Origin of the sequence: Chitinophaga sp. CB10, assembly GCA_001870995.2 — a bacterium.
Lineage (GTDB): Bacteria > Bacteroidota > Bacteroidia > Chitinophagales > Chitinophagaceae > Chitinophaga.
Genome location: MLAV02000021.1, coordinates 26,264 through 52,140 on the forward strand (window position 1 = coordinate 26,264; position 25,877 = coordinate 52,140).

22 protein-coding genes are annotated in these 25,877 nt (G+C 49.8%); 13 read left to right on the forward strand and 9 right to left on the reverse strand.

The genetic code is table 11. The features are described 5' to 3' along the window. Positions 1-62: 62 nt before the first annotated feature. On the reverse strand, positions 63-1,667 hold the full coding sequence (locus tag BOC67_RS22805) for a S41 family peptidase (protein ID WP_291914034.1): 1,605 nt from the start codon (positions 1,665-1,667) through the stop codon (positions 63-65). Positions 1,668-1,825: 158 nt separating this feature from the next. Between BOC67_RS22805 and BOC67_RS22810 the strand changes: the two genes are divergently transcribed. The 8 genes from BOC67_RS22810 to BOC67_RS22845 all read left to right on the forward strand — a co-directional run bounded on the left by BOC67_RS22810 (position 1,826) and on the right by BOC67_RS22845 (position 11,570). Next, a complete protein-coding gene (locus BOC67_RS22810) occupies positions 1,826-2,674 on the forward strand; it encodes an N-acetylglucosamine kinase (protein WP_291914035.1) in 849 nt (282 codons plus the stop codon). A 20-nt stretch (positions 2,675-2,694) separates the two neighbouring features. Next, positions 2,695-3,516 (forward strand): N-acetylmuramic acid 6-phosphate etherase, encoded by an 822-nt coding sequence (murQ, locus tag BOC67_RS22815; protein ID WP_291914038.1) that lies wholly within the window; start codon positions 2,695-2,697, stop codon positions 3,514-3,516. A gap of 26 nt (positions 3,517-3,542) precedes the next feature. Beyond that, positions 3,543-4,106, forward strand: a complete 564-nt coding sequence (locus tag BOC67_RS22820; protein WP_291914043.1) for a hypothetical protein — start codon at positions 3,543-3,545, stop codon at positions 4,104-4,106. A 100-nt stretch (positions 4,107-4,206) separates the two neighbouring features. Continuing rightward, positions 4,207-4,893: a succinate dehydrogenase cytochrome b subunit gene (locus BOC67_RS22825; protein ID WP_291914045.1), complete on the forward strand. Its 687-nt coding sequence runs from the start codon at positions 4,207-4,209 to the stop codon at positions 4,891-4,893. A gap of 19 nt (positions 4,894-4,912) precedes the next feature. Beyond that, complete coding sequence (locus tag BOC67_RS22830) at positions 4,913-6,886, forward strand: fumarate reductase/succinate dehydrogenase flavoprotein subunit (protein WP_291914047.1); 1,974 nt, start codon at positions 4,913-4,915, stop codon at positions 6,884-6,886. 50 nt (positions 6,887-6,936) lie between these two features. Beyond that, positions 6,937-7,701 (forward strand): succinate dehydrogenase/fumarate reductase iron-sulfur subunit, encoded by a 765-nt coding sequence (locus tag BOC67_RS22835; protein ID WP_291914049.1) that lies wholly within the window; start codon positions 6,937-6,939, stop codon positions 7,699-7,701. Between the two features lie 387 nt (positions 7,702-8,088). Then, positions 8,089-9,474 (forward strand): Gfo/Idh/MocA family oxidoreductase, encoded by a 1,386-nt coding sequence (locus BOC67_RS22840; RefSeq protein ID WP_291914051.1) that lies wholly within the window; start codon positions 8,089-8,091, stop codon positions 9,472-9,474. A 41-nt stretch (positions 9,475-9,515) separates the two neighbouring features. After that, the gene (locus BOC67_RS22845) at positions 9,516-11,570 is read left to right on the forward strand and encodes a S9 family peptidase (protein ID WP_291914053.1); all 2,055 of its coding nucleotides are present in this window, start codon (positions 9,516-9,518) and stop codon (positions 11,568-11,570) included. A gap of 118 nt (positions 11,571-11,688) precedes the next feature. On the opposite strand, the gene murI is transcribed toward BOC67_RS22845, so the two are convergent. After that, complete coding sequence (murI, locus tag BOC67_RS22850) at positions 11,689-12,516, reverse strand: glutamate racemase (protein WP_291914055.1); 828 nt, start codon at positions 12,514-12,516, stop codon at positions 11,689-11,691. 17 nt (positions 12,517-12,533) lie between these two features. Then, entirely contained in the window at positions 12,534-13,190 is a 657-nt protein-coding gene (locus tag BOC67_RS22855) for a carbonic anhydrase (RefSeq protein WP_291914057.1), read from the reverse strand. A gap of 308 nt (positions 13,191-13,498) precedes the next feature. Between BOC67_RS22855 and BOC67_RS22860 the strand changes: the two genes are divergently transcribed. Next, a complete protein-coding gene (locus tag BOC67_RS22860) occupies positions 13,499-15,142 on the forward strand; it encodes an ABC-F family ATP-binding cassette domain-containing protein (RefSeq protein WP_291914059.1) in 1,644 nt (547 codons plus the stop codon). A 77-nt stretch (positions 15,143-15,219) separates the two neighbouring features. On the opposite strand, the gene BOC67_RS22865 is transcribed toward BOC67_RS22860, so the two are convergent. Together BOC67_RS22865 and BOC67_RS22870 are read right to left on the reverse strand one after the other, a co-directional pair. Continuing rightward, positions 15,220-15,615: a response regulator gene (locus BOC67_RS22865; RefSeq protein WP_291914062.1), complete on the reverse strand. Its 396-nt coding sequence runs from the start codon at positions 15,613-15,615 to the stop codon at positions 15,220-15,222. Positions 15,616-16,066: 451 nt separating this feature from the next. Next, positions 16,067-17,029 (reverse strand): hypothetical protein, encoded by a 963-nt coding sequence (locus tag BOC67_RS22870; RefSeq protein WP_291914063.1) that lies wholly within the window; start codon positions 17,027-17,029, stop codon positions 16,067-16,069. Between the two features lie 102 nt (positions 17,030-17,131). On the opposite strand from BOC67_RS22870, the gene BOC67_RS22875 reads away from it, so the two are divergent. Then, positions 17,132-17,857: a ribonuclease H-like domain-containing protein gene (locus BOC67_RS22875; protein ID WP_291914064.1), complete on the forward strand. Its 726-nt coding sequence runs from the start codon at positions 17,132-17,134 to the stop codon at positions 17,855-17,857. Positions 17,858-17,863: 6 nt separating this feature from the next. Further along, positions 17,864-18,859 (forward strand): DNA polymerase III subunit delta, encoded by a 996-nt coding sequence (gene holA / locus BOC67_RS22880; protein WP_291914065.1) that lies wholly within the window; start codon positions 17,864-17,866, stop codon positions 18,857-18,859. A gap of 80 nt (positions 18,860-18,939) precedes the next feature. Here the strand turns inward: holA and BOC67_RS22885 are convergent, their stop codons facing one another. Together BOC67_RS22885 and BOC67_RS22890 are read right to left on the reverse strand one after the other, a co-directional pair. Further along, positions 18,940-20,538, reverse strand: a complete 1,599-nt coding sequence (locus tag BOC67_RS22885; RefSeq protein ID WP_291914066.1) for a hypothetical protein — start codon at positions 20,536-20,538, stop codon at positions 18,940-18,942. Positions 20,539-20,824: 286 nt separating this feature from the next. Continuing rightward, positions 20,825-21,760 carry a bifunctional riboflavin kinase/FAD synthetase gene (locus BOC67_RS22890; RefSeq protein ID WP_291914069.1) on the reverse strand — a complete coding sequence of 312 codons (936 nt, stop codon included), beginning with the start codon at positions 21,758-21,760 and terminating at the stop codon, positions 20,825-20,827. A 142-nt stretch (positions 21,761-21,902) separates the two neighbouring features. On the opposite strand from BOC67_RS22890, the gene BOC67_RS22895 reads away from it, so the two are divergent. Further along, complete coding sequence (locus BOC67_RS22895; protein WP_291914071.1) at positions 21,903-23,081, forward strand: AIR synthase related protein; 1,179 nt, start codon at positions 21,903-21,905, stop codon at positions 23,079-23,081. Between the two features lie 71 nt (positions 23,082-23,152). Here the strand turns inward: BOC67_RS22895 and BOC67_RS22900 are convergent, their stop codons facing one another. Next, complete coding sequence (locus tag BOC67_RS22900; RefSeq protein WP_291914073.1) at positions 23,153-24,541, reverse strand: M56 family metallopeptidase; 1,389 nt, start codon at positions 24,539-24,541, stop codon at positions 23,153-23,155. Beyond that, a complete protein-coding gene (locus BOC67_RS22905) occupies positions 24,538-24,909 on the reverse strand; it encodes a BlaI/MecI/CopY family transcriptional regulator (RefSeq protein WP_291914074.1) in 372 nt (123 codons plus the stop codon). The genes BOC67_RS22900 and BOC67_RS22905 overlap by 4 nt, the downstream gene beginning before the upstream one ends. Positions 24,910-25,164: 255 nt before the next feature. Here BOC67_RS22905 and BOC67_RS22910 point away from each other — a divergent pair, with 255 nt between their 5' ends. Further along, positions 25,165-25,860, forward strand: coding sequence for a cell division ATP-binding protein FtsE (locus tag BOC67_RS22910; RefSeq protein WP_291914075.1), 696 nt, complete (start codon positions 25,165-25,167; stop codon positions 25,858-25,860). The last annotated feature ends 17 nt before the right edge of the window (positions 25,861-25,877 follow it).

Here is a 25,877-nt window from a genome sequence, read left to right on the forward strand (position 1 = left end):
CCCAAAAAAATAACCCCCGGAAGCATAGCCCCGGGGGTATTATTGCGTTATAGCTGCGTGTTTTATTGCTCTTTTTCCAGCGTTTCCAGCGCTTTTTTCACTACCGGATCGGTGGCGTTGATGGTTTCATAGAAGCCCTCCGTCCTGTAGAGTTGACGCGCCATGAGCGCTTTGATCCTCGACCTGATCTCCGCTTCGTCCCTGGCGCTGATCCTGTCCAGCCCCGGAATGCTGTCCGTTTTGGCGAAGGCTTTGAACTCGTTGTAGATGGCCGGCGTGGTCTGGAATTTATTGGTGAAATCCTGTGCGTCCTTGTATTGTTTAAACTCCTCCTTGTGGGTGGTGAAATACTGGTAAGCGAAGTTGCTGAAGGTATTCCGGGTGTAGATGGCCATCAGCGTGGTGGAGAAACGGGAGGTATCGAACGGTACGAAGATATCCGGCGTGATGCCGCCGCCGCCGTACACACGCCGGCCGCTGGCCGTCTTGTAAGGTACGGTGTCGGTAATGCGGATACTGTCTTTATTTACCAGTTCGCCGTGGTTAAAGCGTTCGTTGATATCGTCCTCATAGGCGGCCAGTCCGTTTCCGTAAGGCTTTTGGATGCTGCGGTTGGACGGGATGTAGTACCGGGCAACGGTGAGGCGTAAAGCGCCGCCGTTGTCGAGGTCGTACTGTTCCTGCACGAGGCCTTTGCCGAAGGTGCGGCGGCCGATGATGGCGCCGCGGTCCCAGTCCTGGATGGCGCCGGCTACGATTTCGCTGGCGGAGGCAGAGCCTTCGTCCGTCAGGATGGCCAGCGGTCCTTTTTCGAACACGCCTGGGCGTTTGGTTTTGAATTCCGCTTTAGGGAAGTCCTTTCCTTTGGTGTAGACGAGGAGTTTTGGCTCGTCCAGGAGTTCATCGAGGATGCGGGTGGCAGCGTCCATGAATCCGCCCGGGTTCTGGCGCACGTCTATGATGAGCTTCTGCATGCCGGCGCGTTGCAATTTGCGCATGGCGTTCATGAATTCATCGTAGGTGGTGGCGGAGAACTTGCTGATTTTGATATAGCCTACTGCCGGCGCTATCATATAGCTGGCGTCCACGCTGTATATGGGAATGATGCCGCGTTTGATTTTGGCGGTGATCTGTTTGCCGTTACGCAGCAGGGTGGTGGTTACCTCTGAATCTTTAGGGCCGCGGAGGAGTTTGCGGATCTTTTCGGTGGTAATGCCGTTGCCGGCTACGGTGCTGTCGCCCACTTTCAGGATTTTATCCCCGGTTTGCAGGCCGGCCGCTTCTGAAGGGCCGCCGCTGATGACGGATACGACGTTTACGGTATCGGCGGTGATGTTGAATTCCACGCCGATGCCTTCAAAATTACCTTCCAGGTCTTCGTTTACCTGTTGGAGTTGGGAAGGGGGGATGTAAACCGAGTGGGGGTCGAGGTGCATCAGCATGCCTTCTATGGCTTCCTGCTGCAGATCGTCTGTATTAATGGTATCTACATACTTCATTTTAATGAGGTCCAGCACTTCCTGGAGGGGGCCTCTGCTGGCTTTGGCAAAGAATATCGTATTACTACCGGTATTGGAGCCTGGCATTTTGTGGCCCAGGAACATTCCCAGCGCCAGCACCACTGCCATCAGTATGGGTAAAAAAACATTCAGCTTCCTGTTAGACATATTTTACTTATTATCCCGCTAAATTTTTGACCAATCTTACAACCTAAACTTCCAGCGCCGTATTTGTTTTTATGAAACGCTTTTGTTTAAATTGTGACAAAAATAGCATAATTCGGGTGCAAACTTTTACGATTCTTTAAATTGATAAATAAACGGACATGCCTGGAAAAATAAAGCTGATCGCAGACAGCGGATCTACAAAGGCTGAGTGGGGCCTTCTTGGCGCTGCCGCCCCCGGCCCATACAAGACGCAGGGCATCAGTCCTTACTTTCAAACAGTTGAACAGATTGTGCAGATCTTCCGGCAGGAGCTGATCCCCCAGTTGCCGGCCGGTTTACATATAGATGAAATTTATTTCTACGGGACGGGGTTATCGCAGCCTAAGAATATTGCCGGCGTAACGGACGCGTTGAAAATTGTATGGCCGGATAGCCACATCGAGGTGGATCATGACCTGATGGGCGCCGCCAGGGCCTTATGCGGCCGCGGGCCGGGCATTGCCAGCATACTGGGCACGGGTTCCAACAGTTGTTATTATGACGGAAACGGGATTGTAAAGAACAATCCGGGCCTGGGATATGTACTTGGAGATGAGGGGAGTGGTGCTTATCTTGGCAGGAAGGTGCTGCAGTATTACCTGTACAATACTTTTGATGAGGAGTTGCGGCAGCGGTTCGATGAAAAATACAACACCAATAAGGACGAGATCCTGGAAAACGTGTACCGGAAGCCGCTGGCCAACCGTTACCTGGCCGGGTTTGCCTCCTTCCTGTCGGAGAACCGCCAGCATTATATGATAGAAAATATCCTGGAAGATGGGCTGAACGACTTCTTCTTTAATCATATATATAAGTACCGCGAGAGCTGGACCACGTCCCTGCATTTTGTGGGAGGGGTAGCCTGGAACTTCCGGGACATACTCCGGGAGTTATGCGAACTGTACGAACTGCCTATGGGCAGGGTTATGCGTACCCCTATGGAAGGGCTGATAGAATATCATCATTAATTATATCTCAAACATCATATATGGCATTCGAAAAAGTTACTGAACAGGAATCTCACTACCATCACCTGGAAAAAATGAGCATACAGGAGTTGCTGATTAATATTAATAAAGAGGATCAGACAGTTCCCCTGGCAGTGGCAAAGGCCATCCCGCAGATTGAAAAGCTGGTGGCTGTAATTGCAGACAGGATGCTGGCCGGCGGCCGCCTGTTTTATATGGGCGCCGGTACCAGCGGGCGACTTGGTATTGTGGATGCCTCCGAATGCCCGCCTACTTTTGGCGTGCCTCATGGCCTGGTAATTGGTATCATTGCCGGTGGCGATGCGGCCATCCGCAAGGCGGTGGAGTTTGCCGAAGACAATAAGGAACAGGGCTGGAAGGACCTGCAGGAGTTTGGCGTGACGGACAAGGATGTGGTGATTGGCATTGCGGCCAGCGGCACCACCCCTTATGTAATCGGCGCGCTGGAGCAGTGCCGCAGGCACGGCATCACCACGGGCAGCATCAGCTGTAACCCGGAAACACCGATCTCCGCTGCGGCGGACTTCCCGGTGGAAGTGGTGGTAGGGCCGGAGTTTGTGACGGGCAGCACCCGTATGAAGAGCGGTACTGCGCAGAAACTGGTATTGAATATGATCTCTACTTCCGTGATGATACAGCTCGGGAGGGTAGAGGATAATAAAATGGTGAATATGCAGCTCAGCAACGAAAAGCTGGTAGACCGCGGGGTGAAAATGCTCATGCAGCAGCTGTCCCTCACCGATTACGAAGAGGCCCAACGGTTACTGCTCAAGGCCGGCAGTGTGAAAAAAGCCGTGGAAGCCTACGAAAAGGCCCGATAATGCTCAATTTGATAGAATAACCTGCTATGCACGACATCGAACCATATTATAACTGGCGCCACCTGTATGCGGCGGAAGAGGACGAGCTTTCGCCCTTCTATGGCCGGGAATACAGCGAGTTCGAGTACTCCAACACCGTATATAACTATTACGTACACCCGCAATGGGATGAGTTTGGGTCCAGGAACCTGTATATGAAGGTGCTGTATGCTGATTACCAGTTCGGTATTGCCATTATCGAACTGTTGGGAGAGTGGAATGATACCCTGGATAATGATATTATGACCCTCAAGCGGGAGGTGATCGATGTCATGATAGCCGAAGGGATCCGGAAATTTATACTGATCTCTGAAAATGTAATGAACTTTCACAGCTCCGACGACTGCTATTACGAGGAGTGGTGGGATGATATAAAAGACGAAGGGGGCTGGATCGTAGCCCTCAACATGCCTGTACAAACCCGGCAGGAATTCGAGAAAGCGCGCCTATACAATTATGTGCATTTATTGGAGGACGAAAAGTGGCGAACCTACCAGCCTATTCACTTGTTTAATATGATAGATAATATCATGCTGAGGCGTCTGGAATAACGTTTACTGATAAATATCATTTGGTTTTAATTTTTCCTGCGTTAAATTTGCCCGACATTTCAACAACTTATTTTATACTAGGAAGCTTAGATTTTTACTTATGAAGTGGTCACAGTTCTTTAATACCTCTATCGGTAAAAAGTTATTGGTAGGCGCTACCGGCTTTTTTCTTTGCAGTTTCGTACTCGTGCATCTTGCCGGAAACCTGCAGCTGTTGTACAAAGACGGGGGTAAGGCTTTTAACACTTACGCTCAGTTCATGGGTCACAACGGCCTGATTCAGTTCCTCGCCTGGGGCTTGAAAATTGTGATCGTGTTGCATGCATTTATTGCACTCCAACTCACTATCAGGAACCGCGCCGCCCGCCCGGTTAAATACCAGGTAAATCCCGGAAACCAGACATCCTCCTGGTTCAGCCGCCAGATGGCCATTATGGGAAGTATTCTCCTGATCTTCATCGTGGTGCACCTCGCACAGTTATGGGCTCCATTCCACTATGCCGAAATGCCTACCCAATCCTACGAGGGCGTTTCCGAGCCGATCAAAGATCTGTACAGCGTTACATACGCACTTTTCCAAAATCCGTTATGGGTGATCCTCTACGTGGTAGGTATGATTGCATTGTCCTTCCACCTGATCCATGGTTTTAAAAGTGCCTTCCAGACTTTCGGCTTAAACCATTCCAAATACAACGGACTTATCAACTTCATCGGTTTGTGGCTGTTCGGTATCGCTATACCTGTAGCATTCGCTGCTATTCCCGTTGTAATTTATTTAAACAAATAATTCTGAAAAGTTAGGATATATGTTGAACGCAAAAATTCCTGCAGGCCCATTAAATACTAAATGGGAAAATTATAAAGGACATTGTAAACTGGTAAACCCTGCCAATAAACGTAATCTGGAAATTATTGTTATTGGTACCGGTTTGGCTGGTGCTTCAGCAGCGGCTTCATTAGGTGAATTAGGATACAAGGTTAAAGCATTCTGCTTTCAGGATAGTCCACGCCGTGCGCACTCTATTGCTGCACAGGGTGGTATCAATGCTGCTAAAAACTACCAAAACGACGGTGACTCTGTTTACCGTCTGTTCTACGATACTGTTAAAGGTGGCGACTACCGCGCCCGCGAAGCCAACGTACACCGTCTGGCAGAGGTGAGCGGTAACATCATCGACCAATGCGTGGCGCAGGGTGTTCCTTTCGCGCGCGAATACGGCGGCCTGCTGTCCAACCGTTCCTTCGGTGGTACGCAGGTACAACGTACCTTCTACGCTGCCGGTCAGACCGGCCAGCAGCTGCTCCTCGGCGCTTATTCCGCACTGGAACGCCAGGTAGCACTGGGTAATGTGACCATGTACTCCCGCCACGAGATGCTGGACATCGTGAAAATCGATGGTAAAGCGCGTGGTATCATTGCCCGCGACCTGATCAGCGGTAAGCTGGAGCGTCACTTCGGTCATGCGGTACTGATCTGCTCCGGTGGTTATGGTAACGTGTTCTACCTCTCCACCAACGCAATGGGTTCCAACGTAACCGCTGCCTGGAAAGCCACCCAGAATGGCGCTTTCTTTGCCAACCCTTGCTTCACGCAGATTCACCCGACCTGTATCCCGGTTTCCGGCGATCACCAGTCCAAACTGACGCTGATGTCTGAGTCGCTGCGTAACGACGGCCGCATCTGGGTACCAAAGAAAAAAGACGATAACCGCAAAGCAAGCGATATTCCTGAAGACGAAAGAGATTACTACCTGGAGCGCCGTTACCCAGCCTTCGGTAACCTCGTACCCCGTGACGTGGCTTCCCGCGCTGCGAAGGAAAGATGCGATGCCGGTTATGGCGTAGGTACTTCCAAACAGGCGGTATATCTCGACTTCGCCGCGGCGATCGAGCGTTATGGCACCATCGAAGCCAGCAAACGCCAGATGCACGGCGTATCCAAAGAAGAAATCATTAAACTGGGTAAAGAAGTAGTTGCTGAAAAATATGGTAACCTCTTCGATATGTACGCAAAAATCACCGGCGAAAATCCTTATGAAACGCCGATGCGTATTTACCCTGCCGTTCACTATACCATGGGTGGCCTCTGGGTGGACTACGAGCTGCAGACAACCGTTCCGGGTCTGTACTCCCTGGGTGAAGCCAACTTCTCCGACCACGGCGCTAACCGCCTCGGCGCCTCTGCGCTCATGCAGGGCCTCGCTGATGGTTACTTCGTAATTCCTTACACCATTGGTAACTACCTGGCAGATGAGATCCGTACCAAAGCAATTCCTACCGATCACCCGGCCTTCGCGGAAGCGGAAAGCAAGGTGCGCGACAGGATCGCTAAACTGATGAGCATCAAAGGAACCAAGTCTGTTGACTACTTCCACAAAAAGCTCGGTAAGATCATGTGGGATAAATGCGGTATGGCGCGTAACGAACAGGGCCTGAAAGAAGCCATTGAAGAGATCAAAGCGCTCCGTGCGGATTTCTATAAAGATGTGCGCATCCCTGGCGACGCCAACGAATTCAACCCTGAACTGGAAAAAGCTGGTCGTGTGGCCGACTTCCTGGAACTGGGTGAACTCATGTGTATCGACGCCCTGAACCGTCGCGAATCCTGCGGTGGCCACTTCCGTGAAGAATCACAAACCGAAGAAGGTGAAGCTAAACGTGACGACGAAAACTTCAGCTATGTAGCGGCATGGGAATACAAAGGCCCAAGCGATTATGTACTGCATAAGGAAGAACTGGTGTTCGAAGAAGTGAAACCGACTCAACGTAGCTATAAATAAGGATATTGGCCCCGTGGCCAGGTTTAATAATCAAATAATTGTCCAAGCATATGGAACATTATAACATGAACCTCACACTTAAAGTGTGGAGGCAGAAAAACAAAAACGATCAGGGTAGATTTGAAACACTGCAGGCTAAAAACATTTCTTCTGAAATGTCGTTCCTGGAAATGTTCGACGTGGTGAACGAGGAGCTGATCAACGAAGGAAAAGAACCTATTGCTTTCGATCACGATTGCCGCGAAGGTATCTGCGGTATGTGTTCCATGCATATCAACGGCCGCGCTCACGGCCCATGGGAAGGTACTACTACCTGCCAGCTGCACATGCGCGCATTCAAAGACGGTGATACCATCGTTGTTGAACCGTGGAGAGCGGGCGCATTCCCGGTGCTGAAGGACCTGACAGTGGACCGCAGCGCATTTGACCGCATCATCGAAGCGGGTGGTTATGTATCCGTAAACACCGGTAACGCACAGGATGCCAACAACATCCCGGTAGAAAAGCATAAAGCGGACCTGGCTTTCGCTGCGGCAGCCTGTATCGGTTGCGGCGCCTGCGTAGCAGCCTGCAAAAACTCTTCTGCGATGCTGTTTGTATCTGCGAAAGTATCCCAGCTGGCGTTGCTGCCACAGGGTCATCCTGAAAGAAGGACCCGTGCCCTGAACATGGTGGCGCAGATGGATAAGGAAGGTTTCGGTAGCTGTACCAATACCGGCGCCTGCGAAGCAGAATGTCCGAAAGAGATTTCTCTGACTAATATCGCCCGTTTGAACCGTGAGTTCATTAATGCCGGCTTTACTTCTGAGAAGTAGTTTTTAACTTGACTGATGCAATATATGGTCCTCTTCACGTGGTGGAGAGGACTTTTTTTATGGTAAGGGGGTGGGGGGATTTATGGGCCCTGGTTACATGTTTTTTGCTGGTTTGGCAGGCTGATAACCTGTTACACGGCTTTGGCGTTCTGATGGCTCTGTTGTTCTGATGCCTCTCTTATTCCCTGCCTCTGTCATTCCCCTGATTCTCTCGTTCCTCTGGCTCTCTCATTCCTCTGCCTCTGTCCTTCCCCCGTCTCTCTCATTCCCCGCCTCTCTCATTCCCCCGCCTCCCTCATTCCCCCGCCACCCGATCTACCGCTCATACACCAAATTCCATTTATCCCCCAAATTTTTATTATCATGTGTTCCACGAAATGAAACCTTATGTCAGATCAATCTCGCAGAAAATTTATCAAACGCCTGGGAAGTACCGCAGCGCTCCTTGGTGTAGCTCCATTGGCAGCCCTCGCCGGTGAACAGGAAGAAGTAACCTTATTGCAGCCGGAAAAACCGGTATCCTCCAATGATAAGATCCGCCTGGCATGCATTGGAATGGGAATTATGGGTTTTGGAGATGTGAAGTGCGCCCTGAAAGTGCCGGGCGTAGAGTTTGTAGCCGCCGCCGATTTGTATGACGGACATCTCACCCGCGTCAAAGAGGTTTTCGGAAACCAGGTATTTACCACCCGCGATTACCGGGAAGTCCTGCAACGCAAGGATGTGGATGCCGTGATCGTTGCCACGCCCGACTTCTGGCACGATACCATCTCCATTGACGCTATGCAGGCCAAAAAAGCCGTGTATTGCGAAAAGCCCATGGTGCAGCACATCGATGAAGGCCACCAGGTAATAGCCGCGCAAAAGCGCACCAACGCCGTATTCCAGGTGGGTAGCCAGCGCGTGAGCAGCGTAGCCCTGAAAGAGGCGAAGAAACGCTATGAAGCAGGGGAAATCGGACAGCTGAACATCGTGGAAGCGGTAATGGACCGCCATAGCGCGCTCGGCGCCTGGCAGTATTCCATCCCGCCGGATGCTTCCCCTAAAACCGTCGACTGGGACCGCTATTTGAAAGATACCGCCAAAATGCCTTACGATGCCAACCGCTTCTGGCGCTGGCGTAACTACCAGGCCTATGGCACCGGCATTCCGGGGGATTTGTTTGTACACCTGATCTCCGGCCTGCACTACATCACCGGTTCACTCGGCCCTGAAAGAGTGTATGCCACCGGCAACCTCGTACAATGGAAAGATGGAAGGGACGTGCCGGACGTAGTGGTAGCGATTTTCGATTACCCTGCAACAGCCACCACGCCTGCATTCCAGATGACGCTGCGCGTAAACTTCGCGGATGGCGGCGGCGGTGGGGAATACACCCGCCTCATTGGTACGGACGGCGTAATGGAGGTGGAAGGCAGCTCCTTCAGAATTAAGAAACATAAACTGCCGGAAGCGCCGGGCTATGGCGGATGGGATACATTCAACACCTTCTCCGAAGCGACGCAAAAAGCATTTATCCAGGAGTACCAGAAGAAGTACGGCGCCAATGCGGCGCAGGCGCAGCGCAGCACCAGCTCGTATGCAGCGCCGGCAGGTTATGACGACCGCCTGGATCATTTTATCAATTTCTTCGACAGTGTACGCACCGGTAAACCCGTGGTGGAAGATGCCTCCTTCGGGCTCCGTGCCGCAGGCCCGGCGCTGCTTTCCAACGAAAGCTACTTCGGCAAAAAACTAATTCACTGGGACCCCGTAGCGATGAAAATTGTATAGGAGTATTTCCTTAATTTTAGCTGCATCGAAAAAATTGCAGCATGTTACAGGATAAACTTACCCCGCCGTCGGTAGAAAAGATCGCCAAAGAACTTACTATCCACGGTCATACCCGTACAGATCATTATTACTGGCTCAATAACCGCGAGGATCAGAAAGTAATAGACTACCTCAACGCGGAAAATAACTACCTCGAAGCTGTTCTCGCGCCTGAAAAGGAATTGCGGGAGCGGCTTTTTGCTGAAATGAAAGGCCGTATCAAGGAAACCGATATGGGCGTGCCCTATCGTAAAAATGGCTACTACTATTACGTCCGTTACGAACAGGGTAAGGAGTACCCGATCTACTGCCGTAAGAAAGATAGCCTGGAGAACCCGGAAGAGATCATCCTGGATGTGAATATCCTTGCTGCCGGTCATAGCTACTGCCAGGTGGCAGGCCTCTCCGTTAGTCCGGATGGGCGGCTGCTGGCCTATGGGATTGATACGGTTAGTCGCCGCAAGTACACCCTCCGCATCAAAGACCTCGCTACCGGCGAACTGCTGCCGGATGAAATCAGGGATACCGACCCTTCCTATACCTGGGCGGCGGACAACCTAACGCTATTCTATACACGAAAAGACCCGGATACGCTGCGGTCTGATAAAGTCATGCGCCATACCCTCGGTGCATCAGCGGATGTAATGGTTTTTTTTGAGGGAGATGAAACCTTCAATGTTGGCGTCAGTAAAACGAAATCGGGCAAGTTCATTATCATAGAAAGCGACAGCACACAGACCTCCGAATGCCGGGTACTGGCTGCGGACGACCCTAACGGCGAATTCCGGGTATTTCATCCCCGCACGAAGGATATGCTCTATAGCCTCGATCACCGGGAGGATAAATTCTATGTAATAACCAACTGGGAAGCGTTGAACTTCCGTTTGATGACCGCCCCGCTGGACAGCGCTTCCCGGGAGCAATGGGAAGAGCTGATTCCGCACCGCGCCGATGTACTGCTGGAGGATTTGGAGCTGTTTAATGATTTCCTGGTATTGAATGAGCGCTCCAATGGATTAAACCGTATCCGTATTATCCATCGCCAAAGCGGCAGGGATGAATACCTGCAGTTTAGCGAACCGGCATACAGCGTGTACACCAGCGCCAACCCGGAAATGGATAGTCATGTGCTGCGTTACGGCTACGTGTCCATGGTGACGCCATCTTCTATATATGACTATGATATGCTGACCGGGGAGCAGCAGCTGATGCGCCAGCAGGAAGTGCTGGGTGGATATAACTCCAACGACTATACGTCCGAGCGACTGATGGTACCTGTTACCGATGGTACGCTCGTGCCGGTATCGCTCGTCTACAGGAAAGATTTTGTAAAGGATGGTACGCAGCCTTTGCTGCTGTATGCATATGGTTCATACGGGCATAGTATGGATGTGTATTTCAGCTCTACCATGCTAAGCTTGCTGAATCGCGGTTTTGCGTACGCCATTGCGCATGTGCGTGGCGGAGAGGATATGGGCCGGCAGTGGTACGAAGATGGGAAGATGTTCAAAAAGAAGAACACCTTCACTGATTTTATTGATTGCGGGGAGTTTTTGGTTAGGGAGAAGTACACCTGCGCTAAGCAGTTATGTGCTATGGGAGGCAGCGCCGGAGGCCTGTTGATGGGAGCTGTGATCAATATGCGTCCGGACCTGTGGAATGGCGTAGTAGCGCAAGTGCCGTTTGTGGACGTGGTCACCACTATGCTGGATGAGACCATTCCGTTGACAACCGGCGAGTTTGACGAGTGGGGGAATCCGAAGAACAAAGATTCCTATGAGTATATGTTGTCTTATTCCCCTTATGATAACGTGGAGGCGAAGGCATATCCTAATCTGCTTGTCACAACAGGTTTACATGATTCGCAGGTGCAGTATTGGGAGCCGGCAAAGTGGGTGGCTAAGTTGCGTGAGTTAAAAACGGACGACAATTTGTTGTTGTTGCATACGAATATGGAAACGGGGCACGGTGGTGCGAGCGGCAGGTTTGAAGCGTTGAAGGAGAAGGCGCTGGAATATGCGTTTTTGTTGAAGATAAGTGGGAAGGCGGTTTATTAAAGATATGTGAAAAGAGATAAATGGCCTAACCCAAAACGGCCTGCGTTCACCCTGAACGCAGGCCGCCAACAAAAACCACCGGAAACATTCTCATCCCCGGGTCATAATATTCTCGCTCTCACCCCAATTTCTCCGCATCTATCTTCGCCGACTTCACCGTCTTTCCAAAAAATATCTCCGCCATCTGATCAAAAATTCCCGGATCATCCGTCGTATAGAACGACTGCTGCCCGGTTTTGCTCAGGCGTTGTTCCATTTCCGGATGCCGGTGCAAATAATCTTTCAGGCTCCGTGCTACCAGTTTGCCCTGCCCGAGTATGGTCACTCCTCCCGGCACATGCTGCCTGATTTTACGCAGCAGCAGCGGGTAGTGCGTGCAGGCCAGCACCAGTGTATCGATATTGGAAGATTGGGAGAGGATTTTGTCGAGGTATTCTTTCACAAAATAATCGGCGCCATCCGCTTCGTGTTCGTTGTTTTCAACCAGCGGCACCCACATCGGGCAGGCTTGTTGAAACACTTTTACGGCCGGAAAGAACTTCGCTATTTCTATCGGGTACGACTGCGATGATACGGTACCGTTAGTCGCCAATATGCCCACTTCCCCGGATTGCGTGATTGAGCCTACCATTTCGGTAGTCGGTCGTATAACGCCCAGTACCCGGTTGTCCGGCGCGATGCGCGGCAGGTCCTTTTGCTGGATAGTGCGCAGCGCTTTTGCGGAGGCCGTGTTACAAGCGAGAACTACCAGCGGGCAGCCCATGTCGAACAGGCGTTGTACGCATTGCAGCGTATAGGTGTGTATGGTATCAAAGCCGCGGTTGCCGTAAGGCGCGCGTGCATTGTCGCCAAGATAGATATAGTCGTATTGCGGCAGTTCCGTTACTATTTCTTTCAGTACGGTGAGTCCGCCATAGCCGGAATCGAAAACCCCGATAGGCCCCATGATATTCAATTTTAAAATTAGTCTTTCTGCATCAGGCCGGATCCTGTAAGGTCGTATATACGCTGGATTTCATGGAGTACGCCTTCAAAGTCGATTTGCAGGTCTTTCAGCAATCCGTTTCTCAGGTCATACACCCAACCGTGTACGGTAGGGTATCCTTTTGCGGTGTACATTTTCTGTACGGCAGCGGTTTTGATGATGTTGATACATTGTTCCTGTACATTCAGCTCTACGAGGCGGTTGTAGCGGTCGTGTTCGTCAGAGATGGCGTTGAGTTCATCCATATGCAGGCGATACACGTCACGGATATTACGCAGCCATGGGTTCAGGATGCCCAGGTCTTTTGCCTGCATCGCAGCCTTTACGCCGCCGCAGTTGTAGTGCCCGCAAACAACGATGTGCTTCACTTCCAGGTGTACAACCGCATAGTTGATCACTGCCATAACGTTGAGGTCGGTATTAGGTACGAGGTTGGCAATGTTACGGTGTACAAACACTTCGCCAGCTTCCAGACCCATAATCTCATTAGTAGGCACCCGGCTGTCGCTACAACCGATATAGAGGTACTTCGGAGATTGGGAGTCGGCCATTTTCTCAAAGAAATCGCTTTCAGTAGCTGTTTTGGAAGCTACCCATTTTCTGTTGTTCTCAAAAACCTGATTGTAATCAGTCATAGCGCTAGTATTTTATGCGCTAAAGATACGGCAGGAATGCATTTCAATGAATACCAACCAGGATAGGGAATTGAATTTCTTATGCGGGAGAACGATTGCCCGGCAGCAGATTAATCCCAATGCCCAATGATCCCGATCATGCCATCCGGCAGAAATATGGCCATTGTATGCCAATTTAATACATGTGTAAATATATAATCGACAGTAATATTCCTTTCAGCTAACGCTATATTTTGCTAATACGCTGTTAACTTGGAATCCCCGGTATATATTCGTAACTTTGCGGCTTCAAAATTTACTTAGCTAGCATGATCAGTGTTAAAAACGTAACGCTCTCTTTCGGTAAGAGAGTATTGTTTGACGAAGTAAACCTCAATTTCACGAAAGGGAACTGCTATGGTGTTATTGGGGCTAACGGAGCAGGAAAGTCTACTTTCCTGAAAATCCTGTCCGGAGAGATCGAGCCCAACAAAGGTACCGTGGAAATCACTCCCGGTGAGCGCATGAGCGTACTGAAGCAGAACCACTTTGAATTTGATGAAGTTACGGTACTGAATGCAGTATTAATGGGCAACAAGAAGCTCTGGGAAATTGCCAAAGAGCGTGATGAAATATATGCTAAAGAAGATTTCACCGAAGAGGATGGTATCCGCGCTGGTGAACTCGAAGCAGAATATGGTGAAATGGGCGGTTATACCGCTGAGAGCGACGCCGGCGTGCTGCTGGGCGACCTCGGCGTGAAAGAAGACCTCCATAACGTCCTGATGAAAGACGTGGCAGGTAACATCAAAGTACGCGTCCTCATCGCACAGGCGCTGTTCGGCAACCCGGACATCCTCCTGCTCGATGAGCCTACGAACGACCTCGACGTGGAAACCATCGGATGGCTGGAAAACTTCCTGGCCGACTACGAAAACATCGTGATCGTAGTATCCCACGACCGTCACTTCCTCGATGCCGTTTGTACACACGTAGCCGATGTGGACCGCGCGAAAATCCAGATCTTCAGCGGTAACTACTCCTTCTGGTACGAGTCTTCCCAGCTGATGGCCCGCCAGATCGCGGATAAGAACAAGAAAATGGAAGACAAGCGTAAAGACCTCATGGACTTCATCGCCCGATTCTCCGCGAACGCTTCCAAATCCAAACAGGCAACCTCCCGTAAAAAAGCCCTGGAAAAACTGGTTATTGAAGATATCCAGCCTTCCAACCGTAAATACCCTGGTATCATCTTCAAACAACAGCGCGAAGTTGGTAACCAGATCCTCAATATCGAAAAGCTCGAGAAGTCAGTAGACGGCCGTAAGCTGTTCAGCGATGTGACCTTCTCTGTAAATAAAGGAGATAAGATCGCCTTCATGTCTAAAGACCACCTGGCGCTCACTACCTTCTTCCAGATCATCAACAACGAAGTACCGGCGGACAGCGGCAAGGTTGAGTGGGGTACCACCGTTACCAGCGCTTACCTGCCAAACGATAACGCGGAATACTTTACCAATAAGGACCTCAACCTGATGGACTGGCTGCGTCAGTTCGTGCCCCCGCACGTAACCGATGTGGATGAACCATTCCTCCGCGGCTTCCTCGGTAAAATGCTCTTCAGCGGCGATGAGATCATGAAGAAAACTTCTGTACTCAGCGGTGGTGAAAAAGTACGTTGCATGATCAGCCGTATGATGCTCCAGGACCCTAACGTAGTCATCCTCGATGAACCTACCAACCACCTGGACCTGGAATCCATCCAGTCTTTCAACGAAAGCATGATCAACTACAAAGGCATCGTGCTGTTTACCACGCATGACCACGCCTTCATGCAGTCCGTTGCAAACCGCATCATCGAACTGACGCCTAAAGGCATTATCGACAGGATGATGACCTTCGACGAATACCTGGCAGACGAACGCGTGAAAGCCCTCCGCGCCGAAATGTACGGTACCGAAGTATTAGCATAGGTAAATACAGGAATAAAAATATAAAACGCCCTCTCCGAGCTTCGGAGAGGGCGTTTTAGTTGATAACTATAAGGAGATTATAAATACTCTTCTATCACTTTCATCTTATTCTTATCCAGCGGCTTGGTGATATAAGCCATAAGCTCCGGCGTCTTCTCCACCTTCTGCAGGTCCCGTACATCCACCGAGGAGGAACACATAATGATCGGTATGTTATTGTTGAGGGAAGGCTGCAAATTCCGGTAAGCCTCAATGAAATCCCAGCCATTCATTCGGTCCATATTCATGTCGAGTATAATCAAAGAAGGTAAGGAGGGCCGGGGAACGGCTGATAACTGCTCCAATGCTTCTTCCGCGCATAGAAATGAAGTTACAATCAGATTATCATCCTGCTGTCCCAACATTTTTTTAATGATGAAATGGAATATCTCATCATCATCTACGACGTACACTATTTTATTGATGTCTTCCATGCTTATGTATTGATCGGGCTTCTGAACTTTTCCGTTTAATAACACGTAATGGCTGGCAAAAGCGGCAATCCCCCGAATAACTCACAGGATGAATTATACTAACAACAACAATAGATTTCACGACTTCAGGGTTATACATCCACCTTTGAAATCCTGTAATCGGTTATACTATTAATCGGGTTATCCTGACACGAAAAACGTCCTGGTCACTTGCTGCTTTAATGCATTGGTTTCTTCATTCCAGTGCTGACTGGCCTCCGGTTATGTCTTTCTGATTATGCTACAAAGAACGTTAATTTAATTTTATTTTTATATATAACTTTTCTCCAATAACTAATCATTAACAAACAATTCAACCGGGAAAAGTTGCATAATTTATTGCAGGTATAAACGAAAAAGGCGGAACAAGTGTTCCGCCTTTAACAAAAAACATATAATTATTAACAAGCCGTTAAAATAATCCGCCTTTTTTCAGTGTCACTTTACCCTGTCCGATCTTGTAACCGTTGTGGTAAATCTCAACACCGTAGTCGCCCGGTTTGAAATCAGAGTTCTGTTTCCAATCCATGGTTACAGACTGCTTCTGGCCCTGTACATAAGCTACCGTTTTCTTGGCAGTATATAATTTCTCAGTGCCATCTTCCAGGGTGAACCTGCCGGAACCCAGGGCTTCCACTGCCAGCGGTGAACCATCCGGCGCGGAAATAGCTACGAAGATCTCTTTGTCGCCGGTTGGCGCAATCCGGTTGTCGTCCAGGTCAAATTCCACACGCATCATATCCGCCCTCTTGGCTTTGGTAGTGGCAATCTCCTTACCGTTACCCTTTACGCGGATAGGTTCCAGCCTGATGTTGGAAGCATGCAGTACAGAGCCCAGTTCAACTTTCTTACCCAGACTGTCTTTTACAGTGGTTACAGAATCTCTTTCTTTGCGGGCATAGTCTCTTTCGCCGGCCAGTACAATTTTTTCACCCTCCAGACGCTCAATGGTCTGCTGATAACCTTCGATATTGGATTTCAGTTGTTCGATCAGTCGACGGGCTTCAGCCAGTTCAGCTGCAGTAGCATTTTTCTTGGTAAGGATACTTGAAATGCGGGCCTTCATATCCTGGATTTCCTTGTCTTTGGTCTTAACCAGACTATCCATGCGGGTGTTCTGGCTGATCAGGTCATCCAGGCGCGCATTGGCGGCATTGAAGTCCTGCTCTAAGGCGTCACGGGAAGAAGAAATGGAATCAATCTGGATTTTCTGTGACGTTACGATTTCACTAGATTTGCTTTTATCGTAAAACATATATATCCAGGTGCCTGCAAGGGCCGCAATCAGAATACCATAAATTAATAAATTGCGACTGCGGGGTTTTTCTGGCCCGGGAGATCCCGGAGCAGGCGTGTTAAAAGTGTTCTCCGTCATAGTTGTTTGTTTTATGTTTATGTGTTATATGGTTAAAAATCGTTATTCAAAAGTAGGCATTAAATTCTAAATTCTCTCAGTTTAAAAAACAGTTTTCGGCACGTGTTACCAAACATTGGATTAGATCAGTTATTGCTCCTGGACATAGAGACAACGCCTGCTACAGCGGCGTTAGACCATTTACCTGCGCACTTGCAGGAGCTCTGGCGGGAGAAAAACACAAAAATTGCGCCAGTTTCTGAAGTGGAGGATGATGGTTACGCAAACAGGGCGGGCATTTACGCCGAGTTCGGCCGAATCGTCTGTATTTCAGTAGGTTTTTTTCACCTGGAAAATAACAGGTACCAGCTGCGGCTCAAATCTTTTGCTAATGAAGATGAAGTCACACTGCTGCAAAACTTCTTTGAACTGCTCACCAAGTTCCAGGAAAAGATTCCTAAATTCCAGTTCGCCGGCCATAACATCAGGGAATTCGATATCCCTTTTATTTGCCGCCGTTCTGTTATACATCAGTTATCTTTGCCGCAATCGCTGCAACTGCACGGGCTGAAACCCTGGGAAGTACCCGTGGTGGATACCCTCCACCTCTGGCGCTTCGGCGATTTTAAACATTATACCTCCCTCAAACTGCTCACCGCCGTTATGGGCATCGATACCCCGAAAGACGATATCGATGGCAGCATGGTCGGTAAAGTGTACTGGGAAACAAAAGACCTGCAGCGCATCGCTACCTACTGCCAGAAAGATGTGCTGGCCGTAGCGCAACTGCTGCTGCGCTTCAAAAGATTGCCACTGCTGCCCGCGGAAGATGTGGTCATCACCAAATAAAGGATCATGGAATATCAGGATATAATTAAAGACTGGAAGCAAAACAAATTCAAAGCCTTCTACTGGTTGGAAGGGGAGGAAGACTTCTTTATCGACCAGGTGGTCAGCTATGCGGAACACGAGCTGCTCACAGAAGCGGAAAAAGGATTCAATCTCACCGTGCTATACGGAAAGGATACCGATTGGAGTACTGTGGTCAACGCCTGCCGGCGCTACCCCATGTTCGCCGAAAGGCAGGTAGTGGTACTCAAGGAAGCCCAGGCCATGCGGGACCTCCTCAAGCTGGAAGCCTACCTGGATAATCCCCTGCAGTCCACCGTCTTTGTAGTAGCCCATAAACAGGGCAAGATCGACGGCCGCAGCAAAATGGCCAAGATGATCAAGGAAAAAGGCGTGCTGCTGTCTACCAAAAAATTGTACGATAACCAGCTGCCCGCCTGGGCGGAAGCCTATGTGAGCAGCCGCGGACTGGCCATCACCCAGAAAGCCGCCATCCTCCTCGTCGATCATATCGGCAACGACCTTTCCCGCATCGCCAACGAAATCGATAAGCTGCTGGTAAACCTGCCGGACAAAAAGAAGATCGATGAAGGCGACATAGAAAAGTACGTAGGCATCAGCAAGGAATACAACGTATTTGAATTACAAAATGCCCTCGGCGCCAAAAACGCCGCCAAAGTGTACAAGATCATCGGCTACTTCGCCGCTAATCCCAAAGCGGCCCCGCTGCCCATGATGCTGCCGGCATTATATAACTACTTCGCCAAAATGAGTTTGGTGTTTACTATTAAGGGGGGGGAGAAGGAAATTGCCTCCGCACTCGGCGTACATCCGTTCTTTGTAAAGGACTACATCGCAGCAGCCCGTAACTACGGTCCTGACGCTACTGATCGCGCCATCCTTTTATTGCAGCAGTATAACCTGCGCAGTATCGGGATCAATGATAGCGGGGTGGAAGACGGAGAGCTTATGAAGGAACTCATGTATAAAATAATGGCGTAATAATTTTTACCTAAAATGTATTTATTGGCCGCAGGGAGTCCAACAGTTAAATCGCTGATGCAACATCAGCGATTTAACCTTTATTTACCTTTCACAATAGAAATTCTCCAATACATGCCCAATTGAAATAATGCCTGTTTTTTGGATGGATCAAAATTGTCGGGATAAGTTATTTCACCGGCTACCGGGTAATTGGGTGCATACCTGGCATGAAAACCGAGCCAGGCGTATTCCATGGCCAAATTAAAAGCATAGACAGGTTCGTTGTATTCACCCATCGATACCATTTCGCGTAATCCGGAGAGTTCCACAAATTTGTATCTTAAGCCTATCCCGTATTTGTAGAGGCTATAGTTATAGTTGCTGTAAGTATAGCCGTTAATACCTATTTCTGCAGCATCGTAATTTTCTTTTCCCGTCCGTATTTCATATCCCCCTTTAAGTACCACCTGGAACGCATTTCCAAGTTTTACATTCGCGTTGGCGCCGTAGTTCATCAGGTTACCGGTGGAAGAACTAAATGCCAGCAGCCCATAGGTAAAAAATGGCTGGATATTGAAGCCGATAAACCGATCGTGGAAAAATTTGGCATCCAGTCCGGTTAACAGGCAAAACGGACCCGTGGCGTCGTTTTCGCTTTTAGGTTTGAAACCGCTTCCCCCATAGTTCGTCACAACGGGAATTTGCTGATAACCAAGGCCGAGGATGCCCCTCAGCACAAAAGAATATTCTTCATCCTCATAATCGCTAGCGCCGGAAGCAATAGCAGCCATACCAATGCCGGCAACAGCGCCTGCAGCGGTGGCAGCTACGGTGTTTTCCATTTCGTTGGTGCGTTGCTGTTGGGCTGCTCTTTCTCTCAGGGCGCGACTTTCAGCCGATTCCACATAAGTAGAGGTCACAGCTGTAGTGCGTGTAGTGTCCTTTGCAGCCGGTTTGCTCTTTTGGGCCGTATTGGTGGACCCGGATCCGCGATAACGAATATTGGTATAGCTGACATCCATATTGGTTAACGCGGTTTCCATATCTTCCAGGTGATTAGCCATTTCTTCACGCTTCTCCCGGGACATTACATTTCCGTAAGTACTGCTATTCAGTATGCGCTGAACGCTGTTGTAATGCAGCAGAAAGGTTGATTTCTCTTCATTGAATTTTTGCTTATCGGCGCCCGGATACCTGGAAGCACTGTCAATAAGTGCCTTATACTGGACGTACATTTCTTCTGACCGCTCCCTGAAGTGAGCCCTTGTAGCTTTATCTTCGGCTTCCTGCTGCTGCTTTATTTTGAGATTAGCGCCAATACATGCATCTACAAGCTTTTCATAATCGCGGTAAGCGGAGGACCATTCTTTTTGGTAATCCTGGTACAATTTGGCAAACATCTCTTCAGTGGCTGCTTCCGCTTTTCGCCCCTGTTGCCTTCCATCTTCAATATGCTGATCAAAAGGGATGTGCAGTTCGCGCTCTACCTGGCTGGCTGATCGTTTGCAGGTGCTGCAAAAGCGCCCTTTTTTATACTCGTCCAGGTCTTGCAGATACTGGTCCGTGAGCTTTTCCGCCTTTTGACGAGCCGGCTCCACCGCCTTACAGTAATCATTGGTAAATTCAATATTACCTGTTGACGAAGGAGGAATACGTTTCACTTCCTGCGCATGCACGCAGGTTACAATAGTCATCAAAAATGTGACTGCTAAGATTGCTGATTTCATGGCAATAGAGGAATTATAGTTGCTGGAAAGAAGGAGGTCGTTTTTTACGTTTATAAATCTTTTGCTATCATATTAGAAACGTATAACATACATATGCTTTTGGGATAGTTAATATTAGGATATAGATCTGTTTGTCTGTTAGGCAAAGCTAGGGCAGGCGGGGTTAACGGGCAATAACCCGATGTAGGTATTTTATACAAGTGCAGGACAGTGGAATGCGGCTGTTATGTTTGTAATAACAGCCGTAGCAACCAGGTTAGCGGGAAAGAATCTCCTTCGCCTTCACCGCATCCAGCGTAATCTGTTTCACCAAATCCTCAATGTTATTAAACTTAAGATTCGGACGAATATATTCCTCAAAATATACAGTCAGCGTCTGACCATAAATTTCCCGGTTGAAATCAAAAATATGCACCTCCAGCCGCAAATCCGTACCATTAAAAGTAGGGCGGGTACCAATGCTCATCACCGCCGGAATCGTGGTCCAATGCCGGTTCAGCGCTACCTGCACGGCGTAGATGCCTTCCGATGGAATCAGCTTGCGCTCGTCCGTCAGCTTCAGGTTAGCCGTCGGGAAGCCCAGCTGCCGGCCCATTTTATCCCCATGCACTACGGCGCCCGTCATAAAATAACGGTACCCCAGCAGCTCATTGGCCAGCCGGATGTCGCCATCATTGAGGCTGTTGCGGATTTTGGTTGAACTCACCGTCAGGTCGTGTACCACCTGCTGCGGGATTTCTATCAGCTCAAAGCCATATTTGCTTTTTTCTTCTTCCAGCAATTCCAGCCCCCCTTCCCGGTTATGCCCGAAACGGTGATCATATCCAATAATAATCGTATGTGGATGGAACCTGGCAATGAGGAAATCCTCCAGGTAAGCCTGTGCGGACAACTCGGAAAAAGCCCTGGTAAAAGGCACCACCACCAGGTGGTCTATCCCCTGTTTTTCCAGCAGGGCAATTTTTTCCGGCAGGTTGGTCAACAGCTTCACGGCCCCCGGGTTGGCCCCTAAAACCTCCCGCGGGTGGGGATCGAAGGTGACTATGACCGTCTCTCCGTTACAGCCGGCAGCCGCCTGCTCCAATTGTTGCAGTATATATCGGTGGCCTGAGTGCACGCCATCAAAAGTACCAATGGTAACAACCGCATTCCTGAATTCCGGTAAGTGTTCTAAGTCCCTGTGAACCTGCATAAATTTCTATAACAATCAAAAAACGCCACGCAAATCTAACACATTCGCCGTGCATTCTGCGCGGAATCTGTTACTTTTGCAGCCGGAAGGAAATACAAACCTATTTCCCCGATCTCTAAAATTACTAAATCTCTAATTCCAGGTGGATCAGAATATTTACGCCAAACGTGGTGTTTCCGCAGGCAAGGAAGATGTGCACAACGCCATTAAAAACATTGATAAGGGTCTTTTCCCGAAAGCATTCTGTAAAATAGTACCCGATATCCTCGGGGGCGACGAAGCATGGTGCAATATCATGCATGCAGACGGCGCAGGCACCAAATCCAGCCTCGCTTACGTTTACTGGAAAGAAACCGGCGATATCAGCGTGTGGAAAGGCATTGCCCAGGATGCGATCATTATGAACATGGACGACCTCCTCTGCGTTGGCGCAACCGATAATATCCTCCTTTCCTCCACCATCGGCCGCAACAAACAGCTGCTGCCGGGCGAAGTAATCGCTGCCATTATCAACGGTACGGAAGAAATCCTCGCGGAGCTGCGCAGCCACGGCATCTCTATCTACAGCACCGGCGGCGAAACCGCGGATGTGGGCGACCTCGTTCGTACCATCATCGTGGATTCCACCGTTACCTGCCGCATGAAACGCGCGGACGTGATCTCCAACGATCGCATCCAGGCAGGGGATGTAGTGGTAGGACTGGCCTCCTACGGGCAGGCTACCTACGAAAGCGGCTACAATGGCGGCATGGGCAGCAACGGCCTTACCAGCGCCCGTCACGACGTATTCCATAAAGCCATCGCGGAAAAATACGCGGAGAGCTATGATCCGGGTATCCCGTATGAACTGATCTTCAGCGGCAACAAAGCGCTGACCGATAAAATAGATATCCCGGGCTTCGGACAGGTAGATGCCGGCAAACTGGTGTTATCACCCACACGCACCTACGCTCCTGTCATCAAAAAAGTCCTGGAGCAGTTCCGCCCGCAGGTACACGGTATGGTACATTGCAGCGGCGGCGCGCAAACCAAAGTGCTGCACTTCATCGAAAAACTGCATGTTATCAAGGATAACCTCTTCCCGGTACCGCCGCTGTTCACCCTGATCCAGGAGCAATCCGGCACATCCTGGAAAGAGATGTACCAGGTATTTAACATGGGCCACCGGATGGAACTCTACGTGCCGGAAGCCATTGCGGCAGATATCATCGCCATCAGCAAAAGCTTCAACATCGACGCCCAGATCATCGGCCGCGTGGAAGCCGCGGAACAAAAACAGGTAACCGTCAAAGCGCCGTCAGGCACTTATGTTTATAATTAGTTGTGTTGTTTAGAAGTAATGCGAAGGCCGGCCTCTTAGGAGGACCGGCCTTTTGCTTTGTTACAAACTTGCTAACAGTTTTTGTCGCTGTTGAAACCCGGCTGCTGCATGGTTTTGAAAGGGTTCAGGAAAGGAGCCTGCAGGCGGCTGGTATTGTCGCCGCCCAGGCTGCCCGGTAATATTATACCCAACGGCTTTTCCTTTTTGGCCGGGTCTTCCTTCAGGGAAAACTGGATCGGCAGCTGGAACTCCACGTTCACCGGGCGGCCATTCTGTTTGCCAGGCTTCCACAGGGGCATGCTGCGCACTACCCTCATGGCTTCCTCTTCCAGGCCGGCCCCATGTTTGGGCTGCTTGTCCGAAGTAGTAACCCGGGTGATTTTCCCGGTAGGGTCTATCACAAATTTCACGATAACCAGGCCGCTGATATTGGTTTCATAAGCTTCCCTGGGGTACCGGATATTCTTTGCCAGGTACTGGTTGAGGGCTGCTTCCCCTCCGGGGAATTCCGGGGCCATTTCCACCTGGGTGAAAATGGGCTCGGTGGTGTCGCCCGCCGGCGCCATGGCTGCTTCGGCAACCGGAATGGCGGTCGTATTGCCGGAAGCAACAAAGGCAAAGGAGCAGAAGATCAGGCCGGATACGGGCAGTACCATGATTTTGCGCAGGTACGCAAAGCGGTCGTTGTGGAAATTGGTAAGCATAAGAATACGTCTTTTGATTGGCGGATAAAAAAAGTCGTTTGCTATGGTAAACTGCCGGCTATGAAAAGCGGATTGCAGGATGGTAGTGGCATACCCGGCAATTTCGTTTCCGGCGGCGTGCTTGTCGGCAATAAATTCATGCACCAGCGATAACTCCCTTGCGCAGAGGTGGAAAAAGGGGTTGATCCAGCCCAGGCTGCATACCACCTTCAGGTAGAGTTTATCGAGCGTATGTTTCTGTTTGACGTGTACAATCTCGTGGCGCAGCATCTGGTTACCCTGGGCATCGTCCATGGGCGTGCCTTTGCTCCAGAAGATGTAGGACAGGAAGGAGAAGGGGCTGCCGGGTTTTTCCAGCGCCACCAGCGTATAGTCCTCCACCGTTTCGCTGGGGTGGGTGCGCGTCAGGCGGATAATACGGAAGCAGGCCAGCAGCAACTTCGCCAGGAGGAGGAGGGCCACCGCCGCGTAAGTTACTCTCATGAACGCCGGCAGCGTTAGCGTGTACTGGTTGCCTTCGACCTGCCGCCTTATTTCCAGTGCCCTAAACGTGTAGGCGTACACGATAGACTTATTTTCTCCCGTCAGGGATAAAGGAATATTAAGTAATGGGATCAGGAGGGATATTACCGGCAACAGCAGCAGGTAATAGCGGTTCCACTGATGAAAACGCTTGTTGCGTAAGGCTGCCAGGTAATAGCCGTACAGGATTCCCGAGCAGATCACTACTTTGGCGAGGTAGGTAAGCAGTATCATTTGGACTGATTTTGGGCGTCTTTAATTTTTTGTACCAGGCTTTCCAGTTCATTTACGCTGATCTCTTTTTCCTTTACGAAAAAGGAAACCAGGTTGCTGAAAGAACCCTCGAAATAGCCTTTTACCAGGTTGCTGACGGTTTTGTGGCTGTACTCCTCCCGGGAAATGGCCGGGTAGTACTGGTGCGACTTCCCGAATACGTTGAAGTCCACAAATCCTTTTTCCACCAGGATTTTGATGAGAGTCGATACCGTATTATAATGCGGCTTCGGCTCCGGCATGGCTTCTATCAGGTCCTTCACAAAGGCCGGCCCCGTCTGCCAGAGCGCCTGCATAATTTGTTCTTCCGCTTTGGTAAGTGCTTTCATAACTTTCGTTTTCGATGCTGTATTAAAGATATAACTAAGTTTTTAGTTTAACAACTAAATATTTAGTTTTTGAACTAATTTTTTAGTTTTTGTGGTGAAATTGCCTGAAATGCCAAGTTTTAATAAGGAAAACAGAAAAACCGGCAGGGCAATAATTTTCTCATTCGGAGCTAATTATTCTTTTATATAACAAGAAGTTATCTTCTAATTGGTTATTTTTGTTCGTAACTAGCTAGAACTAAACGAACATCTTACATGACGCCCGAACAGCCGATTATACAACTGACGAATGCCAGCATATACCAGGGCAATACCCTGATATTATCTGATGTGAATATTACCGTAAACAAGGGGGAGTTTGTGTATCTGATTGGAAAAACGGGTACGGGAAAGTCCAGTTTACTCAAAACCCTTTACGGGGACCTGCCGCTGAAAGACGGCACAGGCCAGGTAGTGGGTTTTGACCTGAAGAAGATGGACTGGAAGAAGGTGCCTTACCTGCGCCGTAACCTGGGCGTGGTTTTCCAGGACTTCCAGCTGCTGACGGACAGAAATGTGCATGACAACCTGAAATTTGCCCTGAGGGCCACCGGCTGGCAGGACAATAAGCAGATAGAGGATAAAATTGCCGACGTGCTGGATAAAGTGGGACTGGGCACCAAGGGCTTTAAAATGCCGTATGAACTCAGCGGCGGAGAGCAGCAGCGCGTGGATATTGCCCGTGCCATGCTCAACTCGCCCCGGCTCATCCTGGCGGACGAGCCTACCGGTAACCTCGACCCAGAGACCTCCGACGGTATTATGCAGCTGCTGTTCCGCATCTGCCGGGAAGGCACCGCCATCGTAATGGCTACGCACGATTATATCGTATTGCAGAAATTCCCTTCCAGGGTCCTGCGCACGGAGAACGGTCATGTGACGGACAACGCCGCCGTAAATTTCTCCTCCTGATCCGCATTGCCGCTTTC

Bases quoted from the DNA above. Each gene is read 5' to 3' on its own strand.
- BOC67_RS22805 (WP_291914034.1), bottom strand. From the start codon at position 1,667: ATGTCTAACAGGAAGCTGAATGTTTTTTTACCCATACTGATGGCAGTG.
- BOC67_RS22810 (WP_291914035.1), top strand. From the start codon at position 1,826: ATGCCTGGAAAAATAAAGCTGATCGCAGACAGCGGATCTACAAAGGCT.
- murQ (WP_291914038.1), top strand. From the start codon at position 2,695: ATGGCATTCGAAAAAGTTACTGAACAGGAATCTCACTACCATCACCTG.
- BOC67_RS22820 (WP_291914043.1), top strand. From the start codon at position 3,543: ATGCACGACATCGAACCATATTATAACTGGCGCCACCTGTATGCGGCG.
- BOC67_RS22825 (WP_291914045.1), top strand. From the start codon at position 4,207: ATGAAGTGGTCACAGTTCTTTAATACCTCTATCGGTAAAAAGTTATTG.
- BOC67_RS22830 (WP_291914047.1), top strand. From the start codon at position 4,913: ATGTTGAACGCAAAAATTCCTGCAGGCCCATTAAATACTAAATGGGAA.
- BOC67_RS22835 (WP_291914049.1), top strand. From the start codon at position 6,937: ATGGAACATTATAACATGAACCTCACACTTAAAGTGTGGAGGCAGAAA.
- BOC67_RS22840 (WP_291914051.1), top strand. From the start codon at position 8,089: ATGTCAGATCAATCTCGCAGAAAATTTATCAAACGCCTGGGAAGTACC.
- BOC67_RS22845 (WP_291914053.1), top strand. From the start codon at position 9,516: ATGTTACAGGATAAACTTACCCCGCCGTCGGTAGAAAAGATCGCCAAA.
- murI (WP_291914055.1), bottom strand. From the start codon at position 12,516: ATGGGGCCTATCGGGGTTTTCGATTCCGGCTATGGCGGACTCACCGTA.
- BOC67_RS22855 (WP_291914057.1), bottom strand. From the start codon at position 13,190: ATGACTGATTACAATCAGGTTTTTGAGAACAACAGAAAATGGGTAGCT.
- BOC67_RS22860 (WP_291914059.1), top strand. From the start codon at position 13,499: ATGATCAGTGTTAAAAACGTAACGCTCTCTTTCGGTAAGAGAGTATTG.
- BOC67_RS22865 (WP_291914062.1), bottom strand. From the start codon at position 15,615: ATGGAAGACATCAATAAAATAGTGTACGTCGTAGATGATGATGAGATA.
- BOC67_RS22870 (WP_291914063.1), bottom strand. From the start codon at position 17,029: ATGACGGAGAACACTTTTAACACGCCTGCTCCGGGATCTCCCGGGCCA.
- holA (WP_291914065.1), top strand. From the start codon at position 17,864: ATGGAATATCAGGATATAATTAAAGACTGGAAGCAAAACAAATTCAAA.
- BOC67_RS22890 (WP_291914069.1), bottom strand. From the start codon at position 21,760: ATGCAGGTTCACAGGGACTTAGAACACTTACCGGAATTCAGGAATGCG.
- BOC67_RS22900 (WP_291914073.1), bottom strand. From the start codon at position 24,541: ATGATACTGCTTACCTACCTCGCCAAAGTAGTGATCTGCTCGGGAATC.
- BOC67_RS22905 (WP_291914074.1), bottom strand. From the start codon at position 24,909: ATGAAAGCACTTACCAAAGCGGAAGAACAAATTATGCAGGCGCTCTGG.
- BOC67_RS22910 (WP_291914075.1), top strand. From the start codon at position 25,165: ATGACGCCCGAACAGCCGATTATACAACTGACGAATGCCAGCATATAC.